The 23,836-nt window shown below is 34.2% G+C and carries 20 protein-coding genes; 5 read left to right on the top strand and 15 right to left on the bottom strand.

All coding sequences use genetic code 11. The annotated features are described in order from the left end of the window. Window positions 1-124 precede the first annotated feature (124 nt). Window positions 125-1,069, top strand: a complete 945-nt coding sequence (locus tag AC3IPI_RS23700) for a Dyp-type peroxidase (protein ID WP_489156230.1) — start codon at window positions 125-127, stop codon at window positions 1,067-1,069. A gap of 264 nt (window positions 1,070-1,333) precedes the next feature. Here AC3IPI_RS23700 and AC3IPI_RS23695 read toward each other — a convergent pair whose 3' ends face one another. From AC3IPI_RS23695 to AC3IPI_RS23685, 3 genes are all read right to left on the bottom strand, one after another. Further along, the gene (locus AC3IPI_RS23695; protein ID WP_489156228.1) at window positions 1,334-1,696 is read right to left on the bottom strand and encodes a hypothetical protein; all 363 of its coding nucleotides are present in this window, start codon (window positions 1,694-1,696) and stop codon (window positions 1,334-1,336) included. 137 nt (window positions 1,697-1,833) lie between these two features. Next, window positions 1,834-2,229 carry a hypothetical protein gene (locus AC3IPI_RS23690; RefSeq protein ID WP_489156226.1) on the bottom strand — a complete coding sequence of 132 codons (396 nt, stop codon included), beginning with the start codon at window positions 2,227-2,229 and terminating at the stop codon, window positions 1,834-1,836. 41 nt (window positions 2,230-2,270) lie between these two features. Then, window positions 2,271-2,645: an RHS repeat-associated core domain-containing protein gene (locus tag AC3IPI_RS23685; protein WP_489159252.1), complete on the bottom strand. Its 375-nt coding sequence runs from the start codon at window positions 2,643-2,645 to the stop codon at window positions 2,271-2,273. A gap of 88 nt (window positions 2,646-2,733) precedes the next feature. Here AC3IPI_RS23685 and AC3IPI_RS23680 point away from each other — a divergent pair, with 88 nt between their 5' ends. Further along, window positions 2,734-2,961 carry a hypothetical protein gene (locus tag AC3IPI_RS23680; protein WP_489156224.1) on the top strand — a complete coding sequence of 76 codons (228 nt, stop codon included), beginning with the start codon at window positions 2,734-2,736 and terminating at the stop codon, window positions 2,959-2,961. 462 nt (window positions 2,962-3,423) lie between these two features. On the opposite strand, the gene AC3IPI_RS23675 is transcribed toward AC3IPI_RS23680, so the two are convergent. The 7 genes from AC3IPI_RS23675 to pdxR form a co-directional block, all read right to left on the bottom strand. Next, on the bottom strand, window positions 3,424-3,708 hold the full coding sequence (locus AC3IPI_RS23675; protein WP_489156222.1) for a hypothetical protein: 285 nt from the start codon (window positions 3,706-3,708) through the stop codon (window positions 3,424-3,426). Window positions 3,709-3,718: 10 nt separating this feature from the next. After that, window positions 3,719-7,315, bottom strand: coding sequence for a DUF6443 domain-containing protein (locus tag AC3IPI_RS23670; RefSeq protein ID WP_489156220.1), 3,597 nt, complete (start codon window positions 7,313-7,315; stop codon window positions 3,719-3,721). A gap of 13 nt (window positions 7,316-7,328) precedes the next feature. Next, window positions 7,329-10,859 carry an RHS repeat domain-containing protein gene (locus tag AC3IPI_RS23665; RefSeq protein WP_489156218.1) on the bottom strand — a complete coding sequence of 1,177 codons (3,531 nt, stop codon included), beginning with the start codon at window positions 10,857-10,859 and terminating at the stop codon, window positions 7,329-7,331. Window positions 10,860-10,888: 29 nt separating this feature from the next. Continuing rightward, window positions 10,889-11,104 carry a hypothetical protein gene (locus AC3IPI_RS23660; RefSeq protein WP_489156216.1) on the bottom strand — a complete coding sequence of 72 codons (216 nt, stop codon included), beginning with the start codon at window positions 11,102-11,104 and terminating at the stop codon, window positions 10,889-10,891. Window positions 11,105-11,363: 259 nt separating this feature from the next. Next, window positions 11,364-11,519, bottom strand: a complete 156-nt coding sequence (locus tag AC3IPI_RS23655; RefSeq protein ID WP_489156214.1) for a hypothetical protein — start codon at window positions 11,517-11,519, stop codon at window positions 11,364-11,366. Between the two features lie 173 nt (window positions 11,520-11,692). After that, the gene (locus tag AC3IPI_RS23650) at window positions 11,693-12,520 is read right to left on the bottom strand and encodes an NAD(P)H-binding protein (RefSeq protein WP_489156212.1); all 828 of its coding nucleotides are present in this window, start codon (window positions 12,518-12,520) and stop codon (window positions 11,693-11,695) included. Window positions 12,521-12,621: 101 nt separating this feature from the next. Next, window positions 12,622-14,085, bottom strand: coding sequence for a MocR-like pyridoxine biosynthesis transcription factor PdxR (pdxR, locus tag AC3IPI_RS23645; RefSeq protein WP_489156210.1), 1,464 nt, complete (start codon window positions 14,083-14,085; stop codon window positions 12,622-12,624). A 172-nt stretch (window positions 14,086-14,257) separates the two neighbouring features. Between pdxR and AC3IPI_RS23640 the strand changes: the two genes are divergently transcribed. From AC3IPI_RS23640 to AC3IPI_RS23630, 3 genes are all read left to right on the top strand, one after another. Further along, window positions 14,258-14,707 (top strand): GNAT family N-acetyltransferase, encoded by a 450-nt coding sequence (locus AC3IPI_RS23640; protein ID WP_489156208.1) that lies wholly within the window; start codon window positions 14,258-14,260, stop codon window positions 14,705-14,707. A 173-nt stretch (window positions 14,708-14,880) separates the two neighbouring features. Further along, on the top strand, window positions 14,881-15,312 hold the full coding sequence (locus AC3IPI_RS23635) for a DUF6326 family protein (protein WP_489156206.1): 432 nt from the start codon (window positions 14,881-14,883) through the stop codon (window positions 15,310-15,312). A gap of 124 nt (window positions 15,313-15,436) precedes the next feature. Continuing rightward, window positions 15,437-16,147: a DUF4386 domain-containing protein gene (locus tag AC3IPI_RS23630; RefSeq protein ID WP_489156204.1), complete on the top strand. Its 711-nt coding sequence runs from the start codon at window positions 15,437-15,439 to the stop codon at window positions 16,145-16,147. 473 nt (window positions 16,148-16,620) lie between these two features. Here the strand turns inward: AC3IPI_RS23630 and AC3IPI_RS23625 are convergent, their stop codons facing one another. The 5 genes from AC3IPI_RS23625 to AC3IPI_RS23605 form a co-directional block, all read right to left on the bottom strand. Then, entirely contained in the window at window positions 16,621-17,052 is a 432-nt protein-coding gene (locus AC3IPI_RS23625) for a hypothetical protein (RefSeq protein WP_489156202.1), read from the bottom strand. Between the two features lie 4 nt (window positions 17,053-17,056). Then, window positions 17,057-18,145 carry an efflux RND transporter periplasmic adaptor subunit gene (locus AC3IPI_RS23620; RefSeq protein ID WP_489156201.1) on the bottom strand — a complete coding sequence of 363 codons (1,089 nt, stop codon included), beginning with the start codon at window positions 18,143-18,145 and terminating at the stop codon, window positions 17,057-17,059. Window positions 18,146-18,351: 206 nt separating this feature from the next. Next, window positions 18,352-21,507: an efflux RND transporter permease subunit gene (locus AC3IPI_RS23615; protein ID WP_489156199.1), complete on the bottom strand. Its 3,156-nt coding sequence runs from the start codon at window positions 21,505-21,507 to the stop codon at window positions 18,352-18,354. Window positions 21,508-21,517: 10 nt separating this feature from the next. Beyond that, window positions 21,518-22,903: a TolC family protein gene (locus AC3IPI_RS23610; RefSeq protein WP_489156197.1), complete on the bottom strand. Its 1,386-nt coding sequence runs from the start codon at window positions 22,901-22,903 to the stop codon at window positions 21,518-21,520. Between the two features lie 78 nt (window positions 22,904-22,981). Further along, the gene (locus AC3IPI_RS23605) at window positions 22,982-23,389 is read right to left on the bottom strand and encodes an HYC_CC_PP family protein (protein ID WP_489156195.1); all 408 of its coding nucleotides are present in this window, start codon (window positions 23,387-23,389) and stop codon (window positions 22,982-22,984) included. Window positions 23,390-23,836: the final 447 nt, after the last annotated feature.

The raw sequence follows: 23,836 nt of genomic DNA, 5'->3' as shown, positions 1-23,836 counted from the left end.
AATTACTAGTAGAGCTTTTTGTTTATTAATTTCATAACTTTATATCTTGTTGATACAGTCGAATTACTGATTTGTATCACTTGTTTTAAAAAAGCTAAATAGTATATAACGTATAAATATCAATATGGATCAATCGCAAAACGTTACTGATTACCCAAACAATAACACTATTTTCATGGTTTGGAGTTTTAAAGACCAGATAGATATTAAGCCTGCATTCGAGAAACTTTGTTCATTGGTAAGTAATTTAAATAATTCTTATACAATAAGAATCCCAAATGGGCGAAGCAGTTGTGTAATGGGTGTGGGGCATGATGCATGGATAAGGCTTGGTTTGCCAACACCTTTGCCAAAGGAATTGGTTAATTTTGAGCCTATCATAGGAGATAAGCATACAGCAAAAGCTACTGGAGGAGATCTCCATTTTCATTTAAGAGCTCAAAATGTGGCTATTTGTTTTGATATGGCCATAGCTATTACAAATGTTTTAGAATCTGTGGCAGAATGTCAGGAAGAAGTTCATGGATTTAGGTATTGGGATGGTCGTTCTATAATTGGTTTTGTAGATGGTACAGAAAATCCGATAGGAGATGAAAGGCAATTTTTTGCAGTAGTAGGCGATGAGGATTCTGCTTATAAAGGAGGGAGTTATTTATTTGTTCAGAAATATTTCCACAACATGAAAAATCGGGAAAATTTATCAACAGAAGATCAGGAGAAAGTAATCGGCAGATCTAAAATGAATGATATTGAAATGGCAGACGATGTAAAACCTACAAATTCTCATAGCGCTCTTACTGCTATTACAGATGAAGAGGGTAATGAACTTAAAATTGTACGAGATAATATGCCTTTTGGAAATCCTTCTAAAGGAGAAGTTGGGACATACTTTATTTCTTATGCTAGTAAATTTAGTACTACCAGAAAAATGCTGGAAAATATGTTCATCGGTAATCCGCCAGGAAATTATGATAGAATATTGGATTTTAGTACAGCAGAAACGGGAACATTATTTTTTGTACCAACCTTAGATTTATTAGACCAATATTCTGCGGATTCTGATTCTTAAGATCTAGATTACTACTTTTTTAAATTGGGTTTTGCTTCAATATTTCTTTTGAAGTATTGAAAAATTTCTTCCCATTATTGTGTGTAATTTAGTTGTATATAAAAAAAAATAAAAACAAAAGCCACTCCGTAATAAAGTAGCTTTTTTGACTTTGGACAACCAGAAAAATGTTTTAATTTTTATACGATATTCTTATAAATCTCTTATTTTATTCAAATGTTGGATGCAATAATTAATTACCAACAAATCTAATTCATTACCTAATTAATCAAATGATTCAACGTGTCCATTATTATTTGGATGAAGTCTAGGATTACCCAATAAACCAACAGTATAACAATTTGTTTTTCTATAATACTCAGGAGTAGGAATAGCGTTTTCATCTAGATGCCAATTTGTCTTAATTTTATATTTTGTTGTGTCTAAATGTACAGTGACTATTTTTGATTTGTCATTTACTAATTGCCATCCTCGATTCTCAATAAACCAGCAGATACCAATTTCATCAGCTAACTCTGTAACATCGGAAATATTTAGTTTGGCATAACCGCTTTGCGGGACCTTATCTAATTTTTCTAAAGCTATAATTCTTTCATTTTTTGAATAATCAGTCAGTATTGTTATCACCTGTGTTTTATCCTTATTGTATAAAAACAATCGACCGCTCCGACTATGTGAATTACAATTGAGAAATAACAAAGTTAACAATAACAAAAAAAGAAAATTTCTTATATTCTTGAAGAATATTATCATACAATGTAGTTTTAATTATTAAAAAAATCAATTTGATCATCTTGCTTGTTAAGTTGTATTCCAATATTCCAACCGACTTTTTGTGCTTTTTGGCTAATTTGTGCCTCTCTTCTTGGTCCACCAATCATTTGAATTGTTGGGCCTACTTCAGTTTCAAGTAATTCAAAAGATGTATCTGTATAAGTTTGATAGCTGTCAAAACCCAATCTGGCGGCCTGCCATGAAAGTCCAAATCTTCCTGCAACTATTCCTGCACCCATATCTCCAAAATCTCTAGCTGACCCTATTTCTCCATTGGGTCCAATACTACCTCTGTATCTATGCTGCAGTTCAGATGTATTTGCACCGATTTTATCAATACCTCTATCTTTTAAATCATAGGTTTCACCGTTTCCAGCATTTCTCATATAAGTAACGATAAAAGGGCTTTTCTTAATAATTTCATTTTTTATAAAATTACTTCCTTCGTATGATTTTGTATTAATAATACCCCTGCAACTGCCTTACCTTTTTCATCAAGAAATGAACTATCACTTACTGATTTTCCAATAGTTTTTGAATTTTTATCATAATTACCGTTTTTATCGGCAATGTAAACATTCTTATCTCCGTCTGCTTTGCCACTTACAACTGTATATGTTCCATCTTTATTTAAGTTTACTCCAGTACTTTTAGCTTCCATACCATCAGGGTCAATAAAATAAACAGGATTATTAAGAGCATATGTATAAGGGCTAAATCTACGTGATTTTTCTGCTAATGGGTCAATATTCATCCATCTACCTAAAGCAGGGTCATAATTACGTGCTCCATAATCGTACAGATTCAGCGATAGCTCGTCTTGGAGTTCTTTTCCGTTGTATTTATACTTATATCCAAAATTTTAAAGCTAAAAAAGCATTCTCTTCATAATGAAAAAAGAAGCACCTTATACAATAGGAAGTTTTTTAAAACATCATTCTGGCGTAATTATAGAATTACAACGCTATGACTCGCAATTAGTTCCCAGTTTACATTTGTCTATAGGCACAGAAAATATTAAAAGAGTTCCTAATTACAATTATCTCTATGGTATTGAAGTTGATACAAAGAAGCCTATTAAAGGTCTTACCAAAGAATTCGAACCGATAAACTCATAAAAAAAGCAACTCGTAATTGAGTTGCTTTTTTCTTTTACTCTCTTTGTAGATGCTCTTTGCGATTGGGTTTTCAAGACCAATAGTAATAAAACCACACCAAAGCTATGTTACATAATGAGTTTATAGTTCTAGCGCTCTCGCGCTGCACTATAAACTCATTATGTAAAATATCCCCGTTTCTTTAAGACCTCTCTCAACCCCGCCGCTGCTGCCAACGCACTACGAATCTTTTTTTATTTGTTCAGTCGCCACATGGCTAGGCATTTTTTTTGAAATAATGCCACAAAACCTGTTTTCAGAAGAACATTAAACAAGGCATTATTTCATAAAAAATGCTGATTTGATTTTTATTTTAAGACATAAAAAAACTCGCATCACTGCGAGTTTTTCTGTTTTTATGCTTTGTCGATACTCTTTGAGCCACACGAAAGGATTCGTGCGGAAGCGGTGAGTGGTGGGGTCTCAGCTTAGAATTTCTTGCACATAATTATCTGACTTATAAAAATCACTTAATTTTTGACTACAAAATGGACAATATTCAATAATCATTCGCGTAGTTCCGTGATCATGTATATTATTTGTATAACCAGAAGTTATTACAAAACCTTTATCATTTGCCTTAGGATTAAGTAATAGCATTTTTTCTCTAATACTTCCTTCATACTTAATCACTCTAAAATTTAGCCCTATATTATTTTCTGACCGACCAAAGAAGCTTAACTTCTCACAACAAAAAATTTTATTCATTATTTTTTTTTTAAGGATTATAAGGTTTTGCTAAACTATTAATTTCTTTAACCAATTCTTTACCTATAAATTTATATTCTGTTGAAATTACATTAGAACCGGCTTTAATACCGGGACCAACCATTAATTGTCCAGAATGTTCTAAAGTATATAACCCGGAACTACTAATATCATATTTCATAAGTTCTCCACCATTTAGAATATAACTCTTAGCAACAGATACCTTATCTGTTAAAAAAATACTACTAGTTGTTGCTTCACTACCTGTAGTTCCTCTATATAATATCTTAACGGGGTCAAACTCACCTGAAGAAGATAAAATTTCCCCAAAAGCTGAACTACTAGATTCAGTCACACCCTTTGCAGCTGTTCCAAAAACACTGTTCCAAGCATGTCCTACCCCTTTAAAAGCCCATCCCCAAACAAAAGCAGGAGAACTAAATTCCATGGGTTCAGCAACACCTGGAGTAGGTCTAATATTAGTTGTTCGTAATATCCCTGGCTCCCTTGAGGTGTTGGTATAACCTATTTCACTTCCACTATTATAAATATTTTCGGTTATATTCTGAACTTCTACCTCATGAGTATAGAGAGTTTCTCCATTTTCTTTTTTAAAATTTAAATAATCTGTTGTATCACCGCCTTTATTGCTTACTTGTGTTGTTGCTCCAGTTACTAAATCAACATCATATTCATTAGCCATCATCCCATCAGGATCAATAAAATAAACAGGATTATTAAGTGCATAAGTATATGGACTAAATCTTCTTGATACTTCCGCTAGCGGATCAATATTCATCCATCGACCAAGCGCAGGGTCATAATTTCTAAAACCATAGTCGTACATCCCAAGTCCCAGCTCGTCTTGCAATTCTTTCCCGTTGTACTTATACTTATAATTACTGTTGTTAATTACTTCTCCGGCAACTTTCTGTTTTAAACCAAACGGATAGTAATTGCTTTCTTCTACTATTTCTAATTTAAGTGGCGTTGTACGGGCATCTTTGTAACTCAAGCGTACATTTCCCAGATGATCTTTGTATTGGTAAATATACTCAAAAAGACCATTGGTATGGTTAACATAGCCTTCTGCTGTTGGAAAAAACTTCAGAACTTCAGTTCCTGATCCTGTTTTCTCATACTGAAAACCTCCTGCATAATCAGTTGTTATATTACCGGCTATCTTTTGCTGTTTTACACCTGTGGCATCATAGTTATAATGAATAGTCCCTCCTGACATTTTGATATCTATCGGCAGGTTCAGATGGTTGTAAGTAATAGAGGTTATACCTTTATTATCATCTGTCTTCATATTCCCATTATCATCATAACTGTATTCCTGCGTAGAATGACTTGAGTCCTTAAACCCTTCGGTACTTCCCGAAGTATCTTCGACCGTATTTATTTTATTGCCTAAATAAGTATAGGTCAGATTATCCATTGCCCCAAATATGCTAACATTAGTATCCCTACTTCCGGTTCTGCTTAGATTGATGATATTTCCATTTTTATCATAAACCAGACTCTCGTTGTAACGGTTCGATAACGAATATATCGCTCCGATCAGTCGGTTTAAAGCATCATAACTGTAAGTGTAGTTTTTCAAACTTGGATCTTGGTTTTGGGTTTTCCAATAGGTTTGACTAATATTTCCGTTGTATAATGGTGTTCCCGTTGAAGGAGTATTGTAATTAATCTGAAAACCGAATAAATCACTACTCTCCATTGTAATAGCACTGTTGCTTGTATCTCCATCATTAATCCCTTTGAGCCAGCCACGAATATTATAGGTGTAATCTACGGTCTGCAGAGGGGATTGGTTGCTTTTTCCTCCTACTTTTTTCTTATATAGTTCTCCGAGTTCATTATATCCATTCTCAGCTATTAATTCCGGAGTTGTGGCTCCGTTAATAACTTGTGTTTGTTTGGTAAGCCTTTCAGCGTGATCATAGGTAAATGTATCGACGACTACAATATTTACGCTATTTCTCTGATGTGTAGATGTTACTTTGGTTACTTTTCCTATAAAATTAAGTTCTGATTTTACTTTATTGACAGTATTCAAAAAATTATTTTTACTGTAGTTATATATAGGTCTTCCTTTATCATCATAGTAAATTACATTGGTAATCCAATTATGAGTTCCCAAAACACGTATTTTGCTTCCAGTTACCAAACTTTTAGTTGCGGTACTTGGTGTAATTGTTCCAACAACTTCAGAAACACCTCCATCCAGATCAAAATCATATTTATCATAATAATTAATGGTATGAATTTCTAAAATACCATTACGTGGAAATGAATTATTTGTATAGCCGGTATTAATTCCATCTAATGGAACTGAACCACGAGCTTCAGAATGAATTATTTCTAGATTTAAATCGTTTTGTAAATCACTTCTATTTTTACTACTACTAATTAATCCTGTGTAAACAGGTCGGTTAAATACATCATATTTAGTAAATAACCATTTACCCTGAACTCTTAAATTATCATCCTGGGTTAAAACTGGGCGATCCAGTTTATCATATACGATATGCTCCCAGCCTTTTCCTGGTAATTTTTTTTCTACCAAACGGTTTGTTTGGTCGTATTTGTATTGGTAGTATAAATCATCTAAAATTGATTTATTGCTATTAATTACTGCTGAAAAAATACTTCCCTGTTGCGCATAGAATCCAGGTAATAGTCTAATAGAATTAGATGCGATAAGATTTAAGGTGTTTCCTGAAGTCACCGTGGCTGTTGAAGTCAAATCGGACTGTTGATTTGTACTATCAATGCTAAGGCCAGCTGCATTTGGTGGAATGACATAGGTCAAATTTCCGTAATCATCATATACATAATAAGTATCGTGCTGTGTTTCACTGGAGATAAGAAGTCCATTTATGTCTTTATAATCGGAATATGATCTTTTAAGGATAAGATGTCCTTCTTTATTCTTAAATTCTTCGGTAGTATTGTTTTTACCCGAAGTCCAATTTTCATCTTTGGTTATTGTTTTGTATAGCTCATTTGCATTATAAAAACCGTTATCTGTTAATGCTGGGGTATAAGTATTATTTGCAAAAGACAAACTGACCTTGTAATACTTGACTTCGATGTTTATGTTAGTTTGATAATCAAGTTTAACTTCGTGGCCACTGCCTAATTTCCAGTCATTACCAGGTGCTGCCTGTTTTAAAACTCTGTTAAGTGGCGAGGCCTCAAATTCCTTCTCTGAATAGGGATTTGTAGTGTTTTCGTATAATTGAGTATTATAAAATGCACCAATCTCGGTCAATGCAGTTGTCTTATAATCAAGTGAAGCCGAAGAACTAGGAACATATGGCAAATATTCTTTTACCTGACGTCCAAAAGCATCATATTCAATTTGGGTAACAATATCTTTTCCTGTCCCAGATTGTTGATGGGCTAATTGCTGCATTGGACGCCCCAAACCATCAAAATAGGTAACTTTTACTTGCGCCTGTGTGCTGGTGGGGTTTGAAATGCTGCTGGTTGATGGTGTTTTATAAGTCGTTGTTTTTATGTAATTTTCAGTTTGGGTCTGGCTTATTGCTAGAATTGGAAATAAAACCAAAAGAAGGTTTAGTATATTTTTCATATTACTTTTGGTTTTATTGTTTGTAATTGTATTGATTTTCAGAAAGAAGGTTGTTATCTTTATCTTTTACGAATTCCAGTCTTCCAAAAGAATCATAAGTGTAGGTAGTTTTATCTCCTTTAGGATCAGTAATGGTGCTAATTCCAACTAAAGGAATATAAGTATATGTGGTAACCATAGAATTGGGAAGATTAGCCCTTAAAGTATTTAAAGAAGTAATTAAATCAGCCTCAGTTCCTGTATTAGACAGATTTTGAAGATTTGCTATATATGATGAAATTTCATTGAAGGCTACATTATCAATTTTTGCAATTGGGTATTGTTGATTATATCCCCAAATGTAAACGGTATGCATACCCTCTGCTTTACTCACTTCCAATGGATTCCCTTTATCATCATAATTGTGGAATATTATTTGATTATCCATAGGACTTGAAGACGAAACAATTCCTTTAAGGCCCTTCAAATATTCAGGCTCTACTAAATTAGTCATCCATTCTTTGTAATTGGTACGTTGTATTGAGCATGCTATAACAGTACCAATTGAATCTTTAATTGTTGACTCCACCTGTAAGGGTTCAGTAATACGGTGTAATCCTGTTTCTTTAAGTTTGTCAATCGTCGCTTTTTCTGTTGTCGATAAATTCGGGATTAAAGAATTTACGCTTGAAATATCATCTGGATAAAACGTTCTAACACTAATTGTTTTTCCGTCACTAGTCGATTTTTCTTTACGGGTGAGTTGCTTATGCATTGGATTATCATAGAAAAACTCAGTATAAATCGTTACTGGATTGTTACCATTCGTATCGTAAATAGTCTCTGATGTACTCTTTGGATGCCACCATTGTGAAATATTATCATAAAATTGAATTGTTGGAGCTATAGGTAAACCATGTGTTTGAGCATATAGTAAATCTTCACAATCCCTATACTTAAACCCTTTTAAACTCCTGCTTTGATTTTCATCCATTTCATATTCAAATAATTTATCTTTTACCATTTCAAATGAATTTTGTGAAAATTTATATTGTGTCTCACTAGTCAACAGCCCATTTTCAGGTCTTCTCAAAGCTGGCATATTAGGCAAAACAAAATATAATTGTTCTTCAGATGAATTCATGTATCGATATTCTGTTTTCCCATTTTCTCCATTCTCCCCATTTAAAACGGTTACGAAAGAATATCCGATATTATTACCTTGTGCAGAAGTCCCCAATGTCACATTGGATTCAGAAGTTCTAGTCAAAACAGTTGTTTGAGTTGCATTATCATAACGATTACCATTAGAGTCATTACATTGTTCATAAAAAATTTTTTTATGGACAAATTCATTTACAACAGGAGTCATTTGAATTCCGCTAGATTTTTCGATTCCTTTATTGTCAAAATAATGATATTTGTAAATTTTAATAACATCCCCGTCATGTCGAAAACCATTATAATCAACAATTTTTGCAATCCTTAGGCCTCCTCCTTTTTCAATATATATATATCCGCTTTCATCTTCAACTTCTTTTTTATAAGACAAAAGTACATTTGCTATACTATATGAACCTGCAGAAATACTTATATTATAAGTCCCAGGAGGAACAGAAATTATTTGAAATTTACTAGAAGGAAAATCGCTACAAAGTATATTGTCTATAAGTAATCTTCTAATATTACTGCTCGGAGTGCTCCCAGTTGGAGTAAAAGTAAATCCGACATACCCGCCACCACTAACTTCGTTTTGAAGCTGTTGACAAACGATTGTACTTAATTGACCTGATAATGTAACATCATAAACAGTTGTGGATGAAAGTGAAATTGCTTGTTTTGCAACCAAACTACTGTCAATCGACTCTTCATTAGCAGGAACATCTGAGCCTACTGACTGTAATGATATATATTCAGTGATTTCTTTCTTTTTTGGAGGTGCATATTGTGAATAATCATTACTCTCATATTCAAAACTTGTAGTTCCGCCAGTAGGATATTTAATTTTTTTTAATGTTCCTATTTGTGCAAAATTTTCATCGACTTCTCTACTAGCACCATTATAAAACACATTTGTTGATTTATCGAGATATGGAGGAATTAAAGTACTTGTGAATCCCGTAGATGACAAGTTATCTAAAACTGATATGTTGACTTTACCATTAAAATACCCCCAATAATCTTTAGATTTAGAGTATTTATCTGGAATGTCACCTAAAGAATAATCTACTTTGATATATTCGAACTCATAAGGTGGTTTAATTTTGTCAGCTGCTTTTTCTGTAGCACTTAATAGCTTTAGTCTCTTTCCTGTATAAGTAGTTGGATAACTCATATTATGTCCACTTCCAGGGCCTTCGTAATTAAAATAGGAATAATTAAGATTGTATTCTTTTACTAACTCTTCATTAGATAAAGTACTGAATAATTTTATACGATCGAGTCGTTGTGGTTTAGAATGGTTTGGCGATACGGCTTGGATATCATCGCGATCTGATGTTTCAAATTTTAGCTTCCCGTTTTTGAAAACAATTTCTTTAAGATAAACATCATATACAATGCTCAAAGAATTATAATAAAAATGCTTATTAGCCTCACTAAACACATTATTACCAGGGCAAAACCCACTAGATTGCCAGGATAGTAAATGATTCCTACTTTCATTCAAACTCATAATTTTTTTACTCCCCCAACTACCTGAAGTATAGTTTAATAGAATTTCATCACCTTTTTGAGAAACAATTTTATCTAAATACCATGAAGAGATACTCAAACTAGATGGCCCCGCATTTAGCGGAAAATTTTCAGGTTTTGGTGCTACTTCTCTTTCAGAACCTCCTGAAGTAGTTTGAATTCTTTCTTCAGTTTCAAAATAATACTTTACTCCATCTGGTGTAATAAATAACCATTTCCATCCGGATAAAGCCCCAGACTTTCTTTCTAATTTAATAAGAATTTTTTCTTGAGACTCAATTATAAAAGAGTAAGGCTCATTCACAGATAACCTTTGTTCAATATAAAAACGTCCTGAATATCCAGCAAAATTAAAATAAAAAACATCAGGTTCAGTATCTTTTAAATTACCATTTACCTCACTCAAAAATGCGGCTTCACTATTAGAATAATATCCTATAGGATCAAGATTATGCTGTTCAATACTTGTTGGAAATTTGTAATCTGGATATCCTAAAAAATAAGACATATTTGTATCAAGTCTTAAATCATCAAGCCCTCTAATTGACCTAGTTATTACACCACCTGAAAATAATGACCACCCTAAACCTACCCAAGAAGCTTCATCTTCCACTTTAATTCCTGAAGCATGGTAACTTAAGCTAATCGGCAGAGTCAAACTTCCACTTTTGACTTCAAATAAAGGAATACTAATATTGGGTACTCCAGTATAAAGAGATACTGGAGTTTCTCCATATTTACCCAGTGAAGATGCATTAGGTGAAGGGGGGACTGTGTTTATCGGTGACGAAGGTATATTTTGAGACTTTATTTCAACTGTGAATAACACTAATACACCAAAAACAATTATAATTTTTTTTCTTAATCTCATAATTTTCTATGTTATTATTTTAATATTTTTTATTTTAATATAATTGTAGTAATTATATTGTTAGTTAATAGTTCTGTTTCATCTGTCAGAATCAAATACAAATATTTCTGGAGTCCAAAAGTTTTGGTATTAATTTTTGGATGCGTTTCAATGCCAGAATCTTCAATAACAAAATTGAGATAGTCTTGTTTTATAAATTTATCTTCTTTAGTATATACAAACATAATAGAGGTGGAGTTGCTCATACTGTACATTCTGGGATAAATAAAATCTGCTATGGCTACAGTATCTTTAGTTGAAGTATAAACATGTAGTTTTTTTCCATGCCAAAAGCTAAATTAGTAAACATTTGATTTGTCCGAATTTGACTTTATCTCCTACTACACTATTTAATAATTTCTGGTTGATTTTAGACATAGAAAGGTTGAAATATAGGTATTTACTATATTTTTGTCAGTTTAAAATTAATCATTCGACATTTGCTTTCATCAGATTTGCCTTTTTTTAAAACTCAGCTTTCTCTATTTTAGTTTTGCTATAACCTGTAATCAATTTATTAACATCAACATAGAATAATTGTGAATTTGACTTTGCATAGTAGATTGCAATAAGGCTTAATAATACTGCTGCAATAGCAATACATGTAGGTATTTTCTTCATTATTTTTTAACTGAAATTTTACACAATGTTAGGGTATTTATGTTAATTTAACAAGTTATTTAATGTTGTTTTTAGTAAAAATAATAATATTAGCATTTACCTTTTAAAACTGTAAATTTTCTGGATTAATATGTTGTAATTTAGGACATTTGAGGGATTGGAGCGTATTACTGTTATGTATTCCAAATTCCAGTTTTGGATGCTAATTGGGCGTATGTAGTAAAATCTTTTGGTTTTCTGCCAAGAACTTTTTCAATATCATTAGTAATATTAGAATTTCTTCCGTCGAGTACTTGCTCAAAGAGATAATTTACTAGCCAAATGTAATCTTCGGGTAATTGATACTCTTGTAGCATTTGATTGTATTGTTCTAAAGTCAAAGCTTCAAAAGTAATGTCTCTATTTGTTGCTTTGGCAATTTCGGCGACAGCCTGCTCAAATGTTAGTAGTTGCGGACCTGTAAGTTCATAGGTTTTTCCGTTATGTATATCGTGCAAAAGTGATTCGACTACTACATCGGCAATGTCATCTGCATCTGTAAAAGGTTCTAGTGCTTCGGCTCTGGGTAAGGCTACAATACCAGCAAGTATTGGATCCAGAAAAAAACTTTCGCTAAAGTTTTGATTAAACCAACTTGCTCTTACAATTGTCCAATGTTTGGCAGTAGCTTTTACAATTTCTTCACAAATTTGGGCTTCTTTTTCTCCTCTGCCAGATAATAAAACCATTTTTTGTACGCCATTTTGTACTGCAAAATTGGTAAATCTCCTGATTGTATCTTCTGCCGAGGGAATGGCTAAATCTGGTTGAAAAGTAATATAAACTGAATCGATGTCTTTAATAACTGCCGCCCATGATTCAGGATTTTCCCAATCGAAGGGGATTTTTTCATTTCGTGAACCCAAGCGGGTTTCTACGTTAGTTATTTTTTTTAATCTTTCGACTACTCTGCGACCTGTTTTTCCTGTTGCGCCAAGTATTAAAATTTTCTTTGTGTTCATATCAATATTTTTTTAAGTGAATACTGATACAAAGGTGTTTGTATTATAACTAAATCATTTGTCTTAAAAGAATTATGATTTGTTTGAAAAGAATTGTTGCTTTATTTTAATTCCTTAAAAACGGCTCCCATGATTTTTAACCCTTCAATAAGTTCTTCTTTATTTAAGGAACCATAACCAAGTCTGATGCAATTATAAGGTTGATTATCTAAATAGAAACTATTAGGAGGTACAATTTGAACTCCTTTTTGCTTCAGTAGTGCAATATATTGGATGAGGTTTATTGGCTCATTAAATTTTATCCAAAAAGCCAATCCTCCTGCAGGTTTATTAAAACTAATAGTGTCTCCAAAATTTTCATGTAAAGATGCTTCCATTATATCGCGTCTTTCTTTGTAAATAGCCACTACTTTACGAGAATGTCTTTTTATGGTTCCGTCTTCCATTAATTCGGCTATGGCGTGTTCCAAGATAGTATCTCCTTGGCGGTCAATTTGTACACGGAGGTTTACTAGAGATTCCATAAAAGCGGCTGGTCCAGTTACGTAGCCTACACGTATAGCTGGTGCTATGTGTTTGCTTAACGAACTGATGTAAATAACATTATCTGATTTTTCATTACTTGCCAATGCTAGATTATTTCCAGCTCCAAAATGGTATTCGTGGTCATAATCATCTTCAATTATGGCAAAATTATATTTTAAGGAAAGTTCGAGTAATTGTATTCTTCGTCCCGCTTTCATAGTAATCGTGGTGGGGAATTGATGATGTGGCGTAACATATACTGCCTTGATTTTTGTCTTACGACATAACTCTTCGAGTGCATCAACATTAATCCCATCTTTATCTATTTCTACAGTTTTTATAATTGCTCCTGTTTCGCGAAATATCTTTTGTACGGCATAATATCCGGGATTTTCGACCACCACTGTATCGCCAGGTTTAATAAGAACTTTGGCAACAAGATATATTGCCATCTGGCTTCCACGGGTTACACAAATGTTATCAGGATTTACATTAAGTCCTCTATCACGAGAAAGCATTACGGAGAGCATTTCCCGGAGTTTATAATCTCCTTTTTCGCTGCTATAACCTAGTAATCCCCATTTGCCTTTGCGTTGAAAGATACGTTTGTATGCTCTCGATAACTCGTTGAGAGGGACAAGTCGTGTATCTGGACCTCCTTCATTAAAAATAATTCGACTTCCTTCGAGGGCATGGTCGGTAAGATAAAATGGGTTGTAATGAATATGTTCAAAAGTGCTTGTCTTTTTTGAAGGAGTGGTTTGGTGTTTCTTTATTAACGGTAGATTCTGGGATATATAGGTTCCGGATTTGTGTTTGCTCTCTAGCCAACCTTCTTCGATAAGTGCTTCGTAAGCAAAAACAACCGTTTTTCGGTTTACTCCAATATCTTCGGCGAGGACTCTACTGCCTGGTAAAGGTGTTCCTCTTTCTAGTCTTCCTTTAATAATTTCTTTTCGGATTACTTCGCTTATTTGCTCTACCAAAGTTTGGTCAGAATTAAACGAAATATTAAAAATAGTCTTCCAGGTTCTTAGCATTTGTTCTTTTATTTATTAAAAAAAGGAATGGCCTTTTGGTTCAAAATTAGCCTTTTTATGGTTATTACGTATTTATATCTGGACCTATTTATTTGTAAAAACTGGACTAATTAAATACTCCTGTAATAAATGATATTTGCTCTTTTATAAATCATTAATAAAATTTTAAATTATGAAACACATTGAAATTGCTACGTTAGATCATTTGGATGAATTTGCAGAATTGTTTGATAGTTATCGTGTTTTTTATAGACAAGAATCGAATGTCGAAATAGGGAAAGCTTTTCTTAAAGAACGAATCAGTAACAATGAAACAACTACTTTTTTAATTAAAGCTGATGGGAAATTTGTAGGTTTTGCACAATTGTACCCTTTATATCATTATAAGGCATTGCAACGACAATGGTTGTTGAGTGATTTATTTGTTGCACCCGATTTTAGAGGTCGAGGTTTTTCTAAGGATTTAATTGATAGATGTAAGCTATTTTGTGATGAAACGGATGCTTGTGGTTTGTTATTAGAAACTGAAAAGACAAACGAAATTGGAAATATTTTATATCCTAAATGTAGTTTTGAATTAGACCAAGACCATAACTATTACAATTGGTGGAAGAACGCTTAATAAGCGTGTTGTATATAACATGTAAGTATAAAATGAGCTGTCTCTGAATAATTGGAGCAGCTCTTTTTGTATTTGTCTTATTTTAGAAACTTAAAATTTTCTTAAAAAAATAAAAATATCAATGTAACATAATGAGCTTAACCTCGTCATACTAAATAGATAAAGTGTTTATTATGAGTGCAAAAGAGATTAATACTAGCAGATTTGAAGATTTCAAGGTAAATGTGAGAATCAAACTTTCGGCTTTATGGGCTTCGGTTATGTTTTGTTATATATATGGGGATTATTTTTCTCTTTATGTGCCTAATAAAATAAAGGGTTTTATAAGTGGAGAAAATATGCTTGATTCTCCGATAAAATTGTTTGCCGCAACGATACTTATGGTAATTCCATCTTTGATGATTTTTTTATCGATACTATTAAAACCTAAACTAGCCAGATTACTAAATATAATCTTCGGAATTATTTATACAGGAATTATGTTATTAATTGCAGCAACTACACTTGCTCCGTGGTGGGCTTTTTATGTGTTTTTGGCGTTGGTAGAAAGTGTGATTACGGTATTAATTGTTTGGCAGGCTTATAAATGGCCTAGGCAAGTATGATTTGCAGATTAGACCTAACAGTCCCGAAGCTTCGGGACTGTTAGGTCTTCTTAAATTAAATACCTACAAGGTCAAAAAAAAGACCTTGCAGGATGAAGATTAATTAAGATAAATAAAGAAATATATGGAAAATCAGATAGAAGTTTCGAATAAGAAGATGGCAAGAATTGCAGGTTTATTGTATCTCGTTGTTGTCTTAACTGGGATAATTAGCTTGGCTTATATTCCGTCAAAATTGATTGTTTGGGATAATGCTGCGACAACTTTTAATAACATTGTAAATTCTCAATTCCTTTTTAGGCTTGGGATTGTGAGTGGTTTAATATGTTATACTTTCTTTGTATTTCTTCCTCTTGCTTTATACAGATTACTCAAACCTGTTAATAAGGTTTATGCTCAAGCGATGGTTGTTTTAGCGGTTGTAAGTGTACCAATATCTTTTGTAAATATGCTTAATAAGTTTGCTGTACTCTCGCTGGTTAGTGATCCAAGTCTTCAGAAAGTGTATACAAATGAGCAATTACAAAATCAGGTTTTGTTTTATCTTAACCAATATGATTATGGGAATTTAATCGTTCAGATTTTTTGGGGTTTGTGGTTGTTTCCTTTTGGTTATTTGGTTTATAAATCAGGATTTTTGCCTAGAATTTTAGGTGTTTTTTTGATGTTGGGTTGTTTTAGTTATCTCATAAACTTTTTAGGTTTCTCTTTATTATCTAATTATGCTGAGCTTGGAATTTCTTCTATTGTAAGATTGCCAGCAAGTATTGGCGAAATAGGAACTTGTTTGTGGCTATTGATAATGGGAGCAAAGAATAAACTTGTGATTGATTAATAAAAATGATTTAAGATTTCTCTTTGCAGACGCGAGTGCAATGTCATTAAGTTAAGAAAAAAAACTTTAATTCTGTGCCGAATAAATCTCTCGCAAAGTCGCCAAGCCGCCAAGTTTACACCTAAAATCTTTGCGCTTTTGCGACTCTGCGAGAAAATAATTAATCATCATTGGCTAAAAAAAAGCTTAACTTAATGACATTGCGCGCTAGCTTGCGGATTTTAGACTAACGATTTTTGATTTCAGAAGTATGAAACCTTTAATGCCAAATGTATTAGCCCAGATAGTAACGGCATCCTTTTCTTTGTTTCTTTAACAAAGAAAAGATAGAGTGTCCCGATAGCTATCGGGAAGCTGGGCACGAGCGAAGCGAACCGACGAAGTAAATAGCTCCTTAAAATGATACTTTATAAAACAAAAAAAAATCCACTTTAGGGTTAGTAAAATGGATTTTAGTTTATAAACTTCAGAGATTAATTTTTGGTCTTTTCGTTGTCCTTCATAAACTTCTGAAAATTCTCTTCGGATGCAAAATAAGCGACATTTCCTTCTTCGTTTAATGACACAATATATGCCGAGGCTTTATCGATTTTTTCTCCTGTAAATGGGTCTGTTGCTTTGCGAACGCTTTCGTCGCTCGGAATACGTTCTACGCACATGGCGCAACATCCGTAGTACATTTTCCCATCATAGGGAACTTCCATTTGCTTTTTCTCCATGTGTTTGTCATTAACCATACATACCTCATCGTTGGGAACGTGTTTTGCTATGTTAGGAATATCTTGTTGCACTGGTATTTCTTGCGGAGTTTGTGCGGTGATTTGTTCTTTGGCTTCTTTGTCTTTGCAAGAAATTAATACGGCTGCAATTGCGACTATAATTAGGTATTTGCTAGATGTTTTCATGATTTTATTTTTTAATTTTTGTTCCTTCTACAATTTCTTCGGTTGCTTTTAGGAGTATGTTATCGCCTTCGTTTAACTCACCAAATACTTCGATTTTATCCATTAATGGGCGTCCTTTTGAAACGGGAATATTTTTGGTCATTCCGTTTTCGATTCGGATTACGTACATACCGATATTACTTTCGACCAAGGCTGTTTTTGGTATAAAAAAAGTAGCTTCTTTTGCTTGCAACGGAATCATTGCTTCGACTACCATTAAGGGTTTTAGCTCTGGATATGTTTTCAATAAATCGGCTTCGATACGTTCGGAGCGGAGTTTAAAATCGAGCACTCCTGATTTTCGGGATATTTTAGCCATATATTTTTTCTGAGGAATCGAACTTACCTTGAAATGTATCGAATCTCCTAAATTTAAAAAGGCTGTATTGGCTTCGGGAACTGATAGGGAAACTCTCAATTTCTTGTTATCCTGAAGTATCAATAAAGGTTTGTCGGAACCTTTTCCCATTGGTCCAACATACGAGCCTAAATCGATATTTCTTTCGGCTACGATTCCGCTAAAAGGTGCTCGAATTACCAGATAATCATTCATGATTTGGATTTCCTGATAAGCTGATTTGGCTGCTTCTAGTTGCGCTTGGTCGGCTAGTTTTCTTGCCGTAATCTGGTCTAAAGCATCTTTGGCAATTGCCCCTTTTGTTTCATTGGCTTTGAACATTCGGTCGTAATTGGATTTTGTCGCAATATAAATCGCTTCCTGCGCTTTCCATTTTGATTTTGCCGATGCTAACTGTGCTTGAATTTCTGGTGCTTCGAGTACAAGAATAACTTGCCCTTTGGTTACTACCGAGCCAATATCAACCGGAAGTTTCTTGACATAACTATTCACTTTGGCATAAATAGCCGTTTCCTGATCTGAAACTAATTCTCCAGCTAGTTTTAACTGAACTAGTGGATTACTTTTCTTGATAAATGTTGTTTCAAAATTTGGCATCATCATCATTGGCATCGCGTCTGCTTTTTCGACCTTTTTAGTTTCTGAATTGCAGGATGCAAATACAATTCCGATAAGGATATAATAGATTAGTTTCATCTGTATTTTATTTTTTTAATGTTAACCGTTGAGTGTAATTAATTTTAACACATAGTCCTGAAGCTTCGGGATAGATTTTATACTCTCAAAAAAGTCGTTTCACTTAGTTAAAAGACACATAGCTATGTTAAAGAAATGTGTTTCTTTTTGTATTCTTTTAATGCATAAAAATCTATGTTTCTATGTGTTAAACAATATTTTATAAATTACATCGAAGGGTTTGTTGTTATATAATGTGTACTGTTTTCGTCTTCAGGGTCTAATGATGGGGATTGTGTCGATGCTTTGCCTTGTATCCATACAAATACTAATGGCAATAGTAGTAATACACTAAATGAGGACGCAATTAATCCGCCAATTACGGCTCTCCCTAATGGTGCAGCTTGGTCGCCACCTTCGCCATGACCAATAGCCATTGGTAACATTCCTGCAATCATTGCCAGCGAAGTCATGATAATAGGACGAATACGAAGTGATGCTGCCTGAATTGCCGAGCTTAGCGCATTCCCATTTTGCATACGCAATGTTTCGGCATTACTTATTAATAATACGGCATTGGCAATAGAAACTCCTACGGACATAATGATTCCCATATAAGATTGTAGGTTTAGGGTCGAGCCCGTAATTTTCATTAATAGCAACGATCCTAAGATTACAAATGGAACGGTTGTTAGGATTACAAACGAAACTTTGAACGATTGGAAGTTGGCTGCCAGCATTAAAAAGATTACCATAATGGCAATTAATAATCCCATTGCCAGACTGCTCATAGTTTCATCCAGAACAGGAACCATCCCCGAGATTTGAATATTTACTCCTTTTGGTAATTCTCCCAAGGAAGCAATCGCAGCTTGTACATCTTTTTGTGCGCGACCTAAATCGGCATTATGGATATTGGCCGTAACGGGAGTATAGCCCATTGTTCCTAAATTGTAACTTTCGCCTAAAACTTTTGTTGGTGTAATTGTGGCTACATCGCCAAGAACTGGTCGGTCGGAGTTTTTTCCTAACGGAACATTAAGCAATTCGTCCTTACTGTTTAATATGTTTTGTGGCGTTTGTACTTGTACATCGTAGGCAATTCCCATCATTCCGCCTACCCACATATTTTTGCTTGTATAGCGCGAAGATGCAGTAATTGGAACTAAGGAACGAGCAATATCCTGAGCGTCGATTCCTAATTGTGCAGCTCTTAATCTGTCGATATTAATTTCGAAAGCCGGATAGTTTAGCGATTGCGGAATTTGCTGGTCTCTTAAATAATCGATTTCTTTTAGTTTTTCCAGTAATTTATTGGCATACATAATGTTCATTTTTTTCATCATTCCCGAGAAACGAACTTCGATAGGCGTATTGGTTCCTTGACTAAGAATTTTTTCTGTCAGCTCGATTGGTTCGAAAGAAAAGTGCAATTCGGGCATTTTAGCTTTCATGTGGTGACGGATTTTTTCTTTTAAGTCATTGGTGTTTCCGTCAAAATCTTTTAATGCAATTTGCATCAAAGCTTCGTGTGGTCCTGCATTGTATAAGTAAATAGGGCTTACCGCAAATGAGGAAGGATGCTGACCAATAAATACCGAAGAAATTGCAATGTGGTCTTTACCAATTACGGTTTCCATTTCGTGTAAAACCTGCTTGATTTTTAGCTCTGTTTTTTCGATACGAGTTCCTTCGGGCGCTTTTATACGTACCTGAAACTGACTCGAATTAACGGTTGGCAATACATCTTTTCCTGTATTGCTGTACATTATGAAAACTCCCAATGCAACCAAGACAAAACTCGCAATTAATATAGTTTTACGTTTTTCCATTATGGATTGTAAGAACGTTACAAAACGATTTTTAAATCTATCAAATTTGTCTTCTTCATGTACGTGGTTTTCGTCTTTGGCTTTCATTAACCAGTTTGCCATTACGGGAACAAAGGTTTGTGATAGGATAAATGACAATATCATCGAAAATCCTATAGCAAGAGCCAATGGTATAAATAGAGAACCAGGGATTCCTGTCATCATAAATGCGGGTGCAAATACAGCCAGAATACAAAGCAGAATCAATAATTTAGGGAAGGCAATTTCGCGACAAGCATCCAGAATTGCTTTGGCTTTTGTTTTGCCCATTGCAAGATGTTGGTGAATGTTCTCGATAGTAACCGTACTTTCGTCAACCAGGATTCCTATAGCCAGAGCCAATCCTGATAAGGACATTATATTGATACTTTGTCCGAATAATTTCAGGAATAATACGCCTGAAATAATCGAAATAGGAATCGTTAATACTACAATTAAAGCGGCTCTGTTATCACGCAAGAATAACAATACCATTAATCCGGTAAGTAAAGCTCCCAATACACCTTCGAGAATCAAACTTTTTACAGCATTGATAACATATACGGATTGGTCAAACTCATAAGAAATAGTAACATCATCCGGTAAATTATTCTGAATCATCGGGATGGCTTTCTTTAAATTTTTCACCACGTCCCAAGTCGAAGCATTACCCGATTTTGCAATATTGATATATACGGAACGCGCTCCGTTTATCAAGGCATAACCAGTTGTAATATCGGCACCATCTTTTACAGTTGCCACATCACGGATATAAACATTATCGACTGTACCTTTAAAAATTGGAATATTTCCAAAATCGGCAACCTCTTTAATTGTATTGTTTGTAGGTGTTAGATAATTAATATCGTCGATGTAAATATTCCCTGATGGTGAGGTAATATTATTGCGGCTTATAGCTTCTACAATTTGCTCAGGAGTTAATTGATGGGTACGTAATTTATTTGGGTCGATGTTTATTTCGATTGTTCTCGGGCTTCCGCCAAAAGGTGGTGCGGTGGTTAATCCCGGAATTTTAATCAAAAAAGGTCGTGCCGTAAAGTTGGCAATATCCTGCAATTCATTATTGGTTTTCGAATTACTCTTGAAAACCAATTGTCCAACAGGTTGCGACGATGCATCAAATCGAATGATGAATGGAGGCGGAGCTCCCGGTGGTAAGAATACCTGGGAACGATTGGACAATGCATTGATTTCGGCAATAGCCTGTCCCATATCAGTACCTTCGTAAAAGTTTATTTTCATTAAGGTCAATCCCTGTGTATTCTTAGTTTCGATGCTTTCGATTCCGCTCGTAAACAGCATCATATTTACATACATCTTTGTAAAATAACCTTCCATTTGTTGAGGTGTATATCCATTAAATGAATGGGCAATATACACGACAGGAAGATTCATATCTGGCAGAATATCTACCTTTATATCTTTAGTAGCTTTAATTCCGAAGAATAAAAGCCCTAGCACCATCACCATAATCGAGATGGGCTTGCGCAAGGCAAAACGTATTAAATTCATAATTTAGGCTTTAGTATATCGCGTTTAGTAAAATAGTCAGGTCACCCTTGGCAGCAGCTTTAATCCATAAGGCTTGCCAGATATTGTTTTGTGCTATTTCATAGTCTATTTCGGCTCTGTTGAGCGTGTAGAAAGATTGTGTCAGGTCTACAATAGTCGTTAAGCCATTGTTGTATAATGCAGTATGTTGTTGGTATGCGTCTGTGGCGGCTTTTACTTGAGTTTTGGTTTCTTCAAAATTTTCAAATGCATTTTTTAATTTGTCATCTGCCAATTTTTGTTGCGCCACAAGTTCCTGATTCATATAATCATATTCCTTTTGCAAGGATTGCGTAATGAATTTTTGTTCTTTCTTTTTAGAAGACTGACGGTATAAATTTATCAAATTCCAACTGATACCTATGCCAACAATATAATTGCTTCGGTCTATGCCAATTCCATCTGAATACGATTTAGAGAAAGCTGAATTGTCCTGCACATAATTCCAATCAAACCCTGAACCACGCCCTTGTAGTATGCCAAATGATGAAATAGTAGGAAGTCCAAGTGCCGATTGTAATTTTTCTTGTTGCATGCTTTTTTGAACCGTACTATTTTGCCATTCCAGAATAGGATGTTTGCTCGTTTCTATCGAAGATTCAAGGAGTAGAGTAGGAGTTTTGTTGGTAAAAAGACTATCTAGTTTATACTTGCGATATTCTTCTCCCATCATAACTGCCAGTGCTTTGGAGTAATCGAGTTCTAAATCATAGGCTTTTATTACTGCCGATTTAGCATTGGCAACTTCGGCTTTCGCCAAAGAAAAATCGACTTCTGGAATCAAGCCGCTATTAGAACGACTCTCGGTTGTTGTGGCAACAACTTGAGCGCGTTCCAGATTTTTATCTTGTACAAATTTTACACGTTGTGCAGCAAGAAGGTTTAAATATGCAGCTCCAACTTTTACCTGATGTTGGAATTTTAGTTGTTCCAAATCTCTCTGAGCAACGGTTTCATCTGCTTTGGCTATGGAAACCTGACTTTTTATTTTGCCAAACGTAAATAGGTTCCAATTGATGTTTGCTAAGTAAAGAGAGCCAAAAGCGGCATTCCAGTTTTGCTCCTGCAAAGGCATAGAGGTCGATGCAACGCCCAAACCTCCGTAACCATATAAAGGTCCGTTTTGAGCATTGATGGTTCCATAACTTTGTTGTGCCATCAATGTGAAATCAGGCAAATACTGACTTTTTTGATATATTACATTTTCTCTCGAAGCAAGTACCATTGCTTCTTTGGCTTTTATTTTTTCAAAATTCTGAACAGAACGTTCAAGAGCATTTGGTAAAGTTACGGTCTGCGCCAAAAGATTTCCTGTGGCAAAACCGAAGAATACCAATGTAAAGAATTGCATTTTCATACATTAAATATTTAAAATTAAACAATAGAAATCCCGTACTATTCTTTGGAAACAGCACAGTTTATCAATTGAATAAAATCAAATTCGGTAAACGCAATAGTAAATGTAGAGTATTGTATTCCTTATAGGAATCGTTGTAAATACGTATGAAAAAACAGTGGTTTTTACTTGCGGAAGTTCATAGCCAAATACAACTTTAAAGAAGTGAAAAGGCAAGGCAACTCCCAAGTATTTTAAAGAAGGATTGTCAGGGGAAGCTTTTTGAGCCTTTTCTGTTATTTTTAATAATTTAGTCTCATGTTTGCAGCAATCCTTAAGTATTTTCCCGTCTTTACGATCGCATTTGGTGCAAGGTTGCCCTTCTTTATTGTTTGCAAAAAAGTAAGTTTCCTGTTTGATTCCTTTACAGATATGAGTATTCTGGGTAAAGCCAGATGACAATACCAAGTAGAAAAAGGAGAGAAATAGGATTAATGCTTTTTTCATATCAGAGAGCAAAGGTTGCTATCTTATTGTAAATGGTTGTTGCATAATTTTGGTAGATATTTGCAAGATTTACAAAATTTCATTTTACTGTTGAGTTTTTTTACCATTAAGAGATTAAGGAAAATTAAGTTTTAAGATGGGAATGCAGATTTAAAAAATTAGCCGCAAAGGGCGCAATCCCGAAGCCTCGGGATATGCAAAGGACGCAAAGTTTATAAATCTTTCTAATCCTTTTAATCTGTGGCGAGAAAAATTGATAGTGAAGAGTTCGCAAAGTTTCTTCCAATATTGTCATTCTGAGCGTCCCGAAACTTCGGGAGAAGAATCTCCGCAAGTAGCTCGATAATCTAGGACAAGTTTGTGAGAATATAGAGTAAAAACAATATTGAGTATATACTCTATAAAGGTATTGTCGGTTTCGTGTTTTTAAAATATTAGAGAAGATTA

Source organism: Flavobacterium sp. GL_143 (assembly GCF_057834355.1).
The sequence above is the reverse complement of the archived record's forward strand: the minus strand, read 5'-3'. Positions and strand labels throughout refer to the sequence as shown.

Bases quoted from the DNA above. Each gene is read 5' to 3' on its own strand.
- AC3IPI_RS23700 (WP_489156230.1), top strand. From the start codon at position 125: ATGGATCAATCGCAAAACGTTACTGATTACCCAAACAATAACACTATT.
- AC3IPI_RS23690 (WP_489156226.1), bottom strand. From the start codon at position 2,229: ATGAGAAATGCTGGAAACGGTGAAACCTATGATTTAAAAGATAGAGGT.
- AC3IPI_RS23680 (WP_489156224.1), top strand. From the start codon at position 2,734: ATGAAAAAAGAAGCACCTTATACAATAGGAAGTTTTTTAAAACATCAT.
- AC3IPI_RS23675 (WP_489156222.1), bottom strand. From the start codon at position 3,708: ATGAATAAAATTTTTTGTTGTGAGAAGTTAAGCTTCTTTGGTCGGTCA.
- AC3IPI_RS23670 (WP_489156220.1), bottom strand. From the start codon at position 7,315: ATGAAAAATATACTAAACCTTCTTTTGGTTTTATTTCCAATTCTAGCA.
- AC3IPI_RS23665 (WP_489156218.1), bottom strand. From the start codon at position 10,859: ATGAGATTAAGAAAAAAAATTATAATTGTTTTTGGTGTATTAGTGTTA.
- AC3IPI_RS23660 (WP_489156216.1), bottom strand. From the start codon at position 11,104: ATGAGCAACTCCACCTCTATTATGTTTGTATATACTAAAGAAGATAAA.
- AC3IPI_RS23655 (WP_489156214.1), bottom strand. From the start codon at position 11,519: ATGAAGAAAATACCTACATGTATTGCTATTGCAGCAGTATTATTAAGC.
- AC3IPI_RS23650 (WP_489156212.1), bottom strand. From the start codon at position 12,520: ATGAACACAAAGAAAATTTTAATACTTGGCGCAACAGGAAAAACAGGT.
- pdxR (WP_489156210.1), bottom strand. From the start codon at position 14,085: ATGCTAAGAACCTGGAAGACTATTTTTAATATTTCGTTTAATTCTGAC.
- AC3IPI_RS23640 (WP_489156208.1), top strand. From the start codon at position 14,258: ATGAAACACATTGAAATTGCTACGTTAGATCATTTGGATGAATTTGCA.
- AC3IPI_RS23635 (WP_489156206.1), top strand. From the start codon at position 14,881: ATGAGTGCAAAAGAGATTAATACTAGCAGATTTGAAGATTTCAAGGTA.
- AC3IPI_RS23630 (WP_489156204.1), top strand. From the start codon at position 15,437: ATGGAAAATCAGATAGAAGTTTCGAATAAGAAGATGGCAAGAATTGCA.
- AC3IPI_RS23625 (WP_489156202.1), bottom strand. From the start codon at position 17,052: ATGAAAACATCTAGCAAATACCTAATTATAGTCGCAATTGCAGCCGTA.
- AC3IPI_RS23620 (WP_489156201.1), bottom strand. From the start codon at position 18,145: ATGAAACTAATCTATTATATCCTTATCGGAATTGTATTTGCATCCTGC.
- AC3IPI_RS23615 (WP_489156199.1), bottom strand. From the start codon at position 21,507: ATGAATTTAATACGTTTTGCCTTGCGCAAGCCCATCTCGATTATGGTG.
- AC3IPI_RS23610 (WP_489156197.1), bottom strand. From the start codon at position 22,903: ATGAAAATGCAATTCTTTACATTGGTATTCTTCGGTTTTGCCACAGGA.
- AC3IPI_RS23605 (WP_489156195.1), bottom strand. From the start codon at position 23,389: ATGAAAAAAGCATTAATCCTATTTCTCTCCTTTTTCTACTTGGTATTG.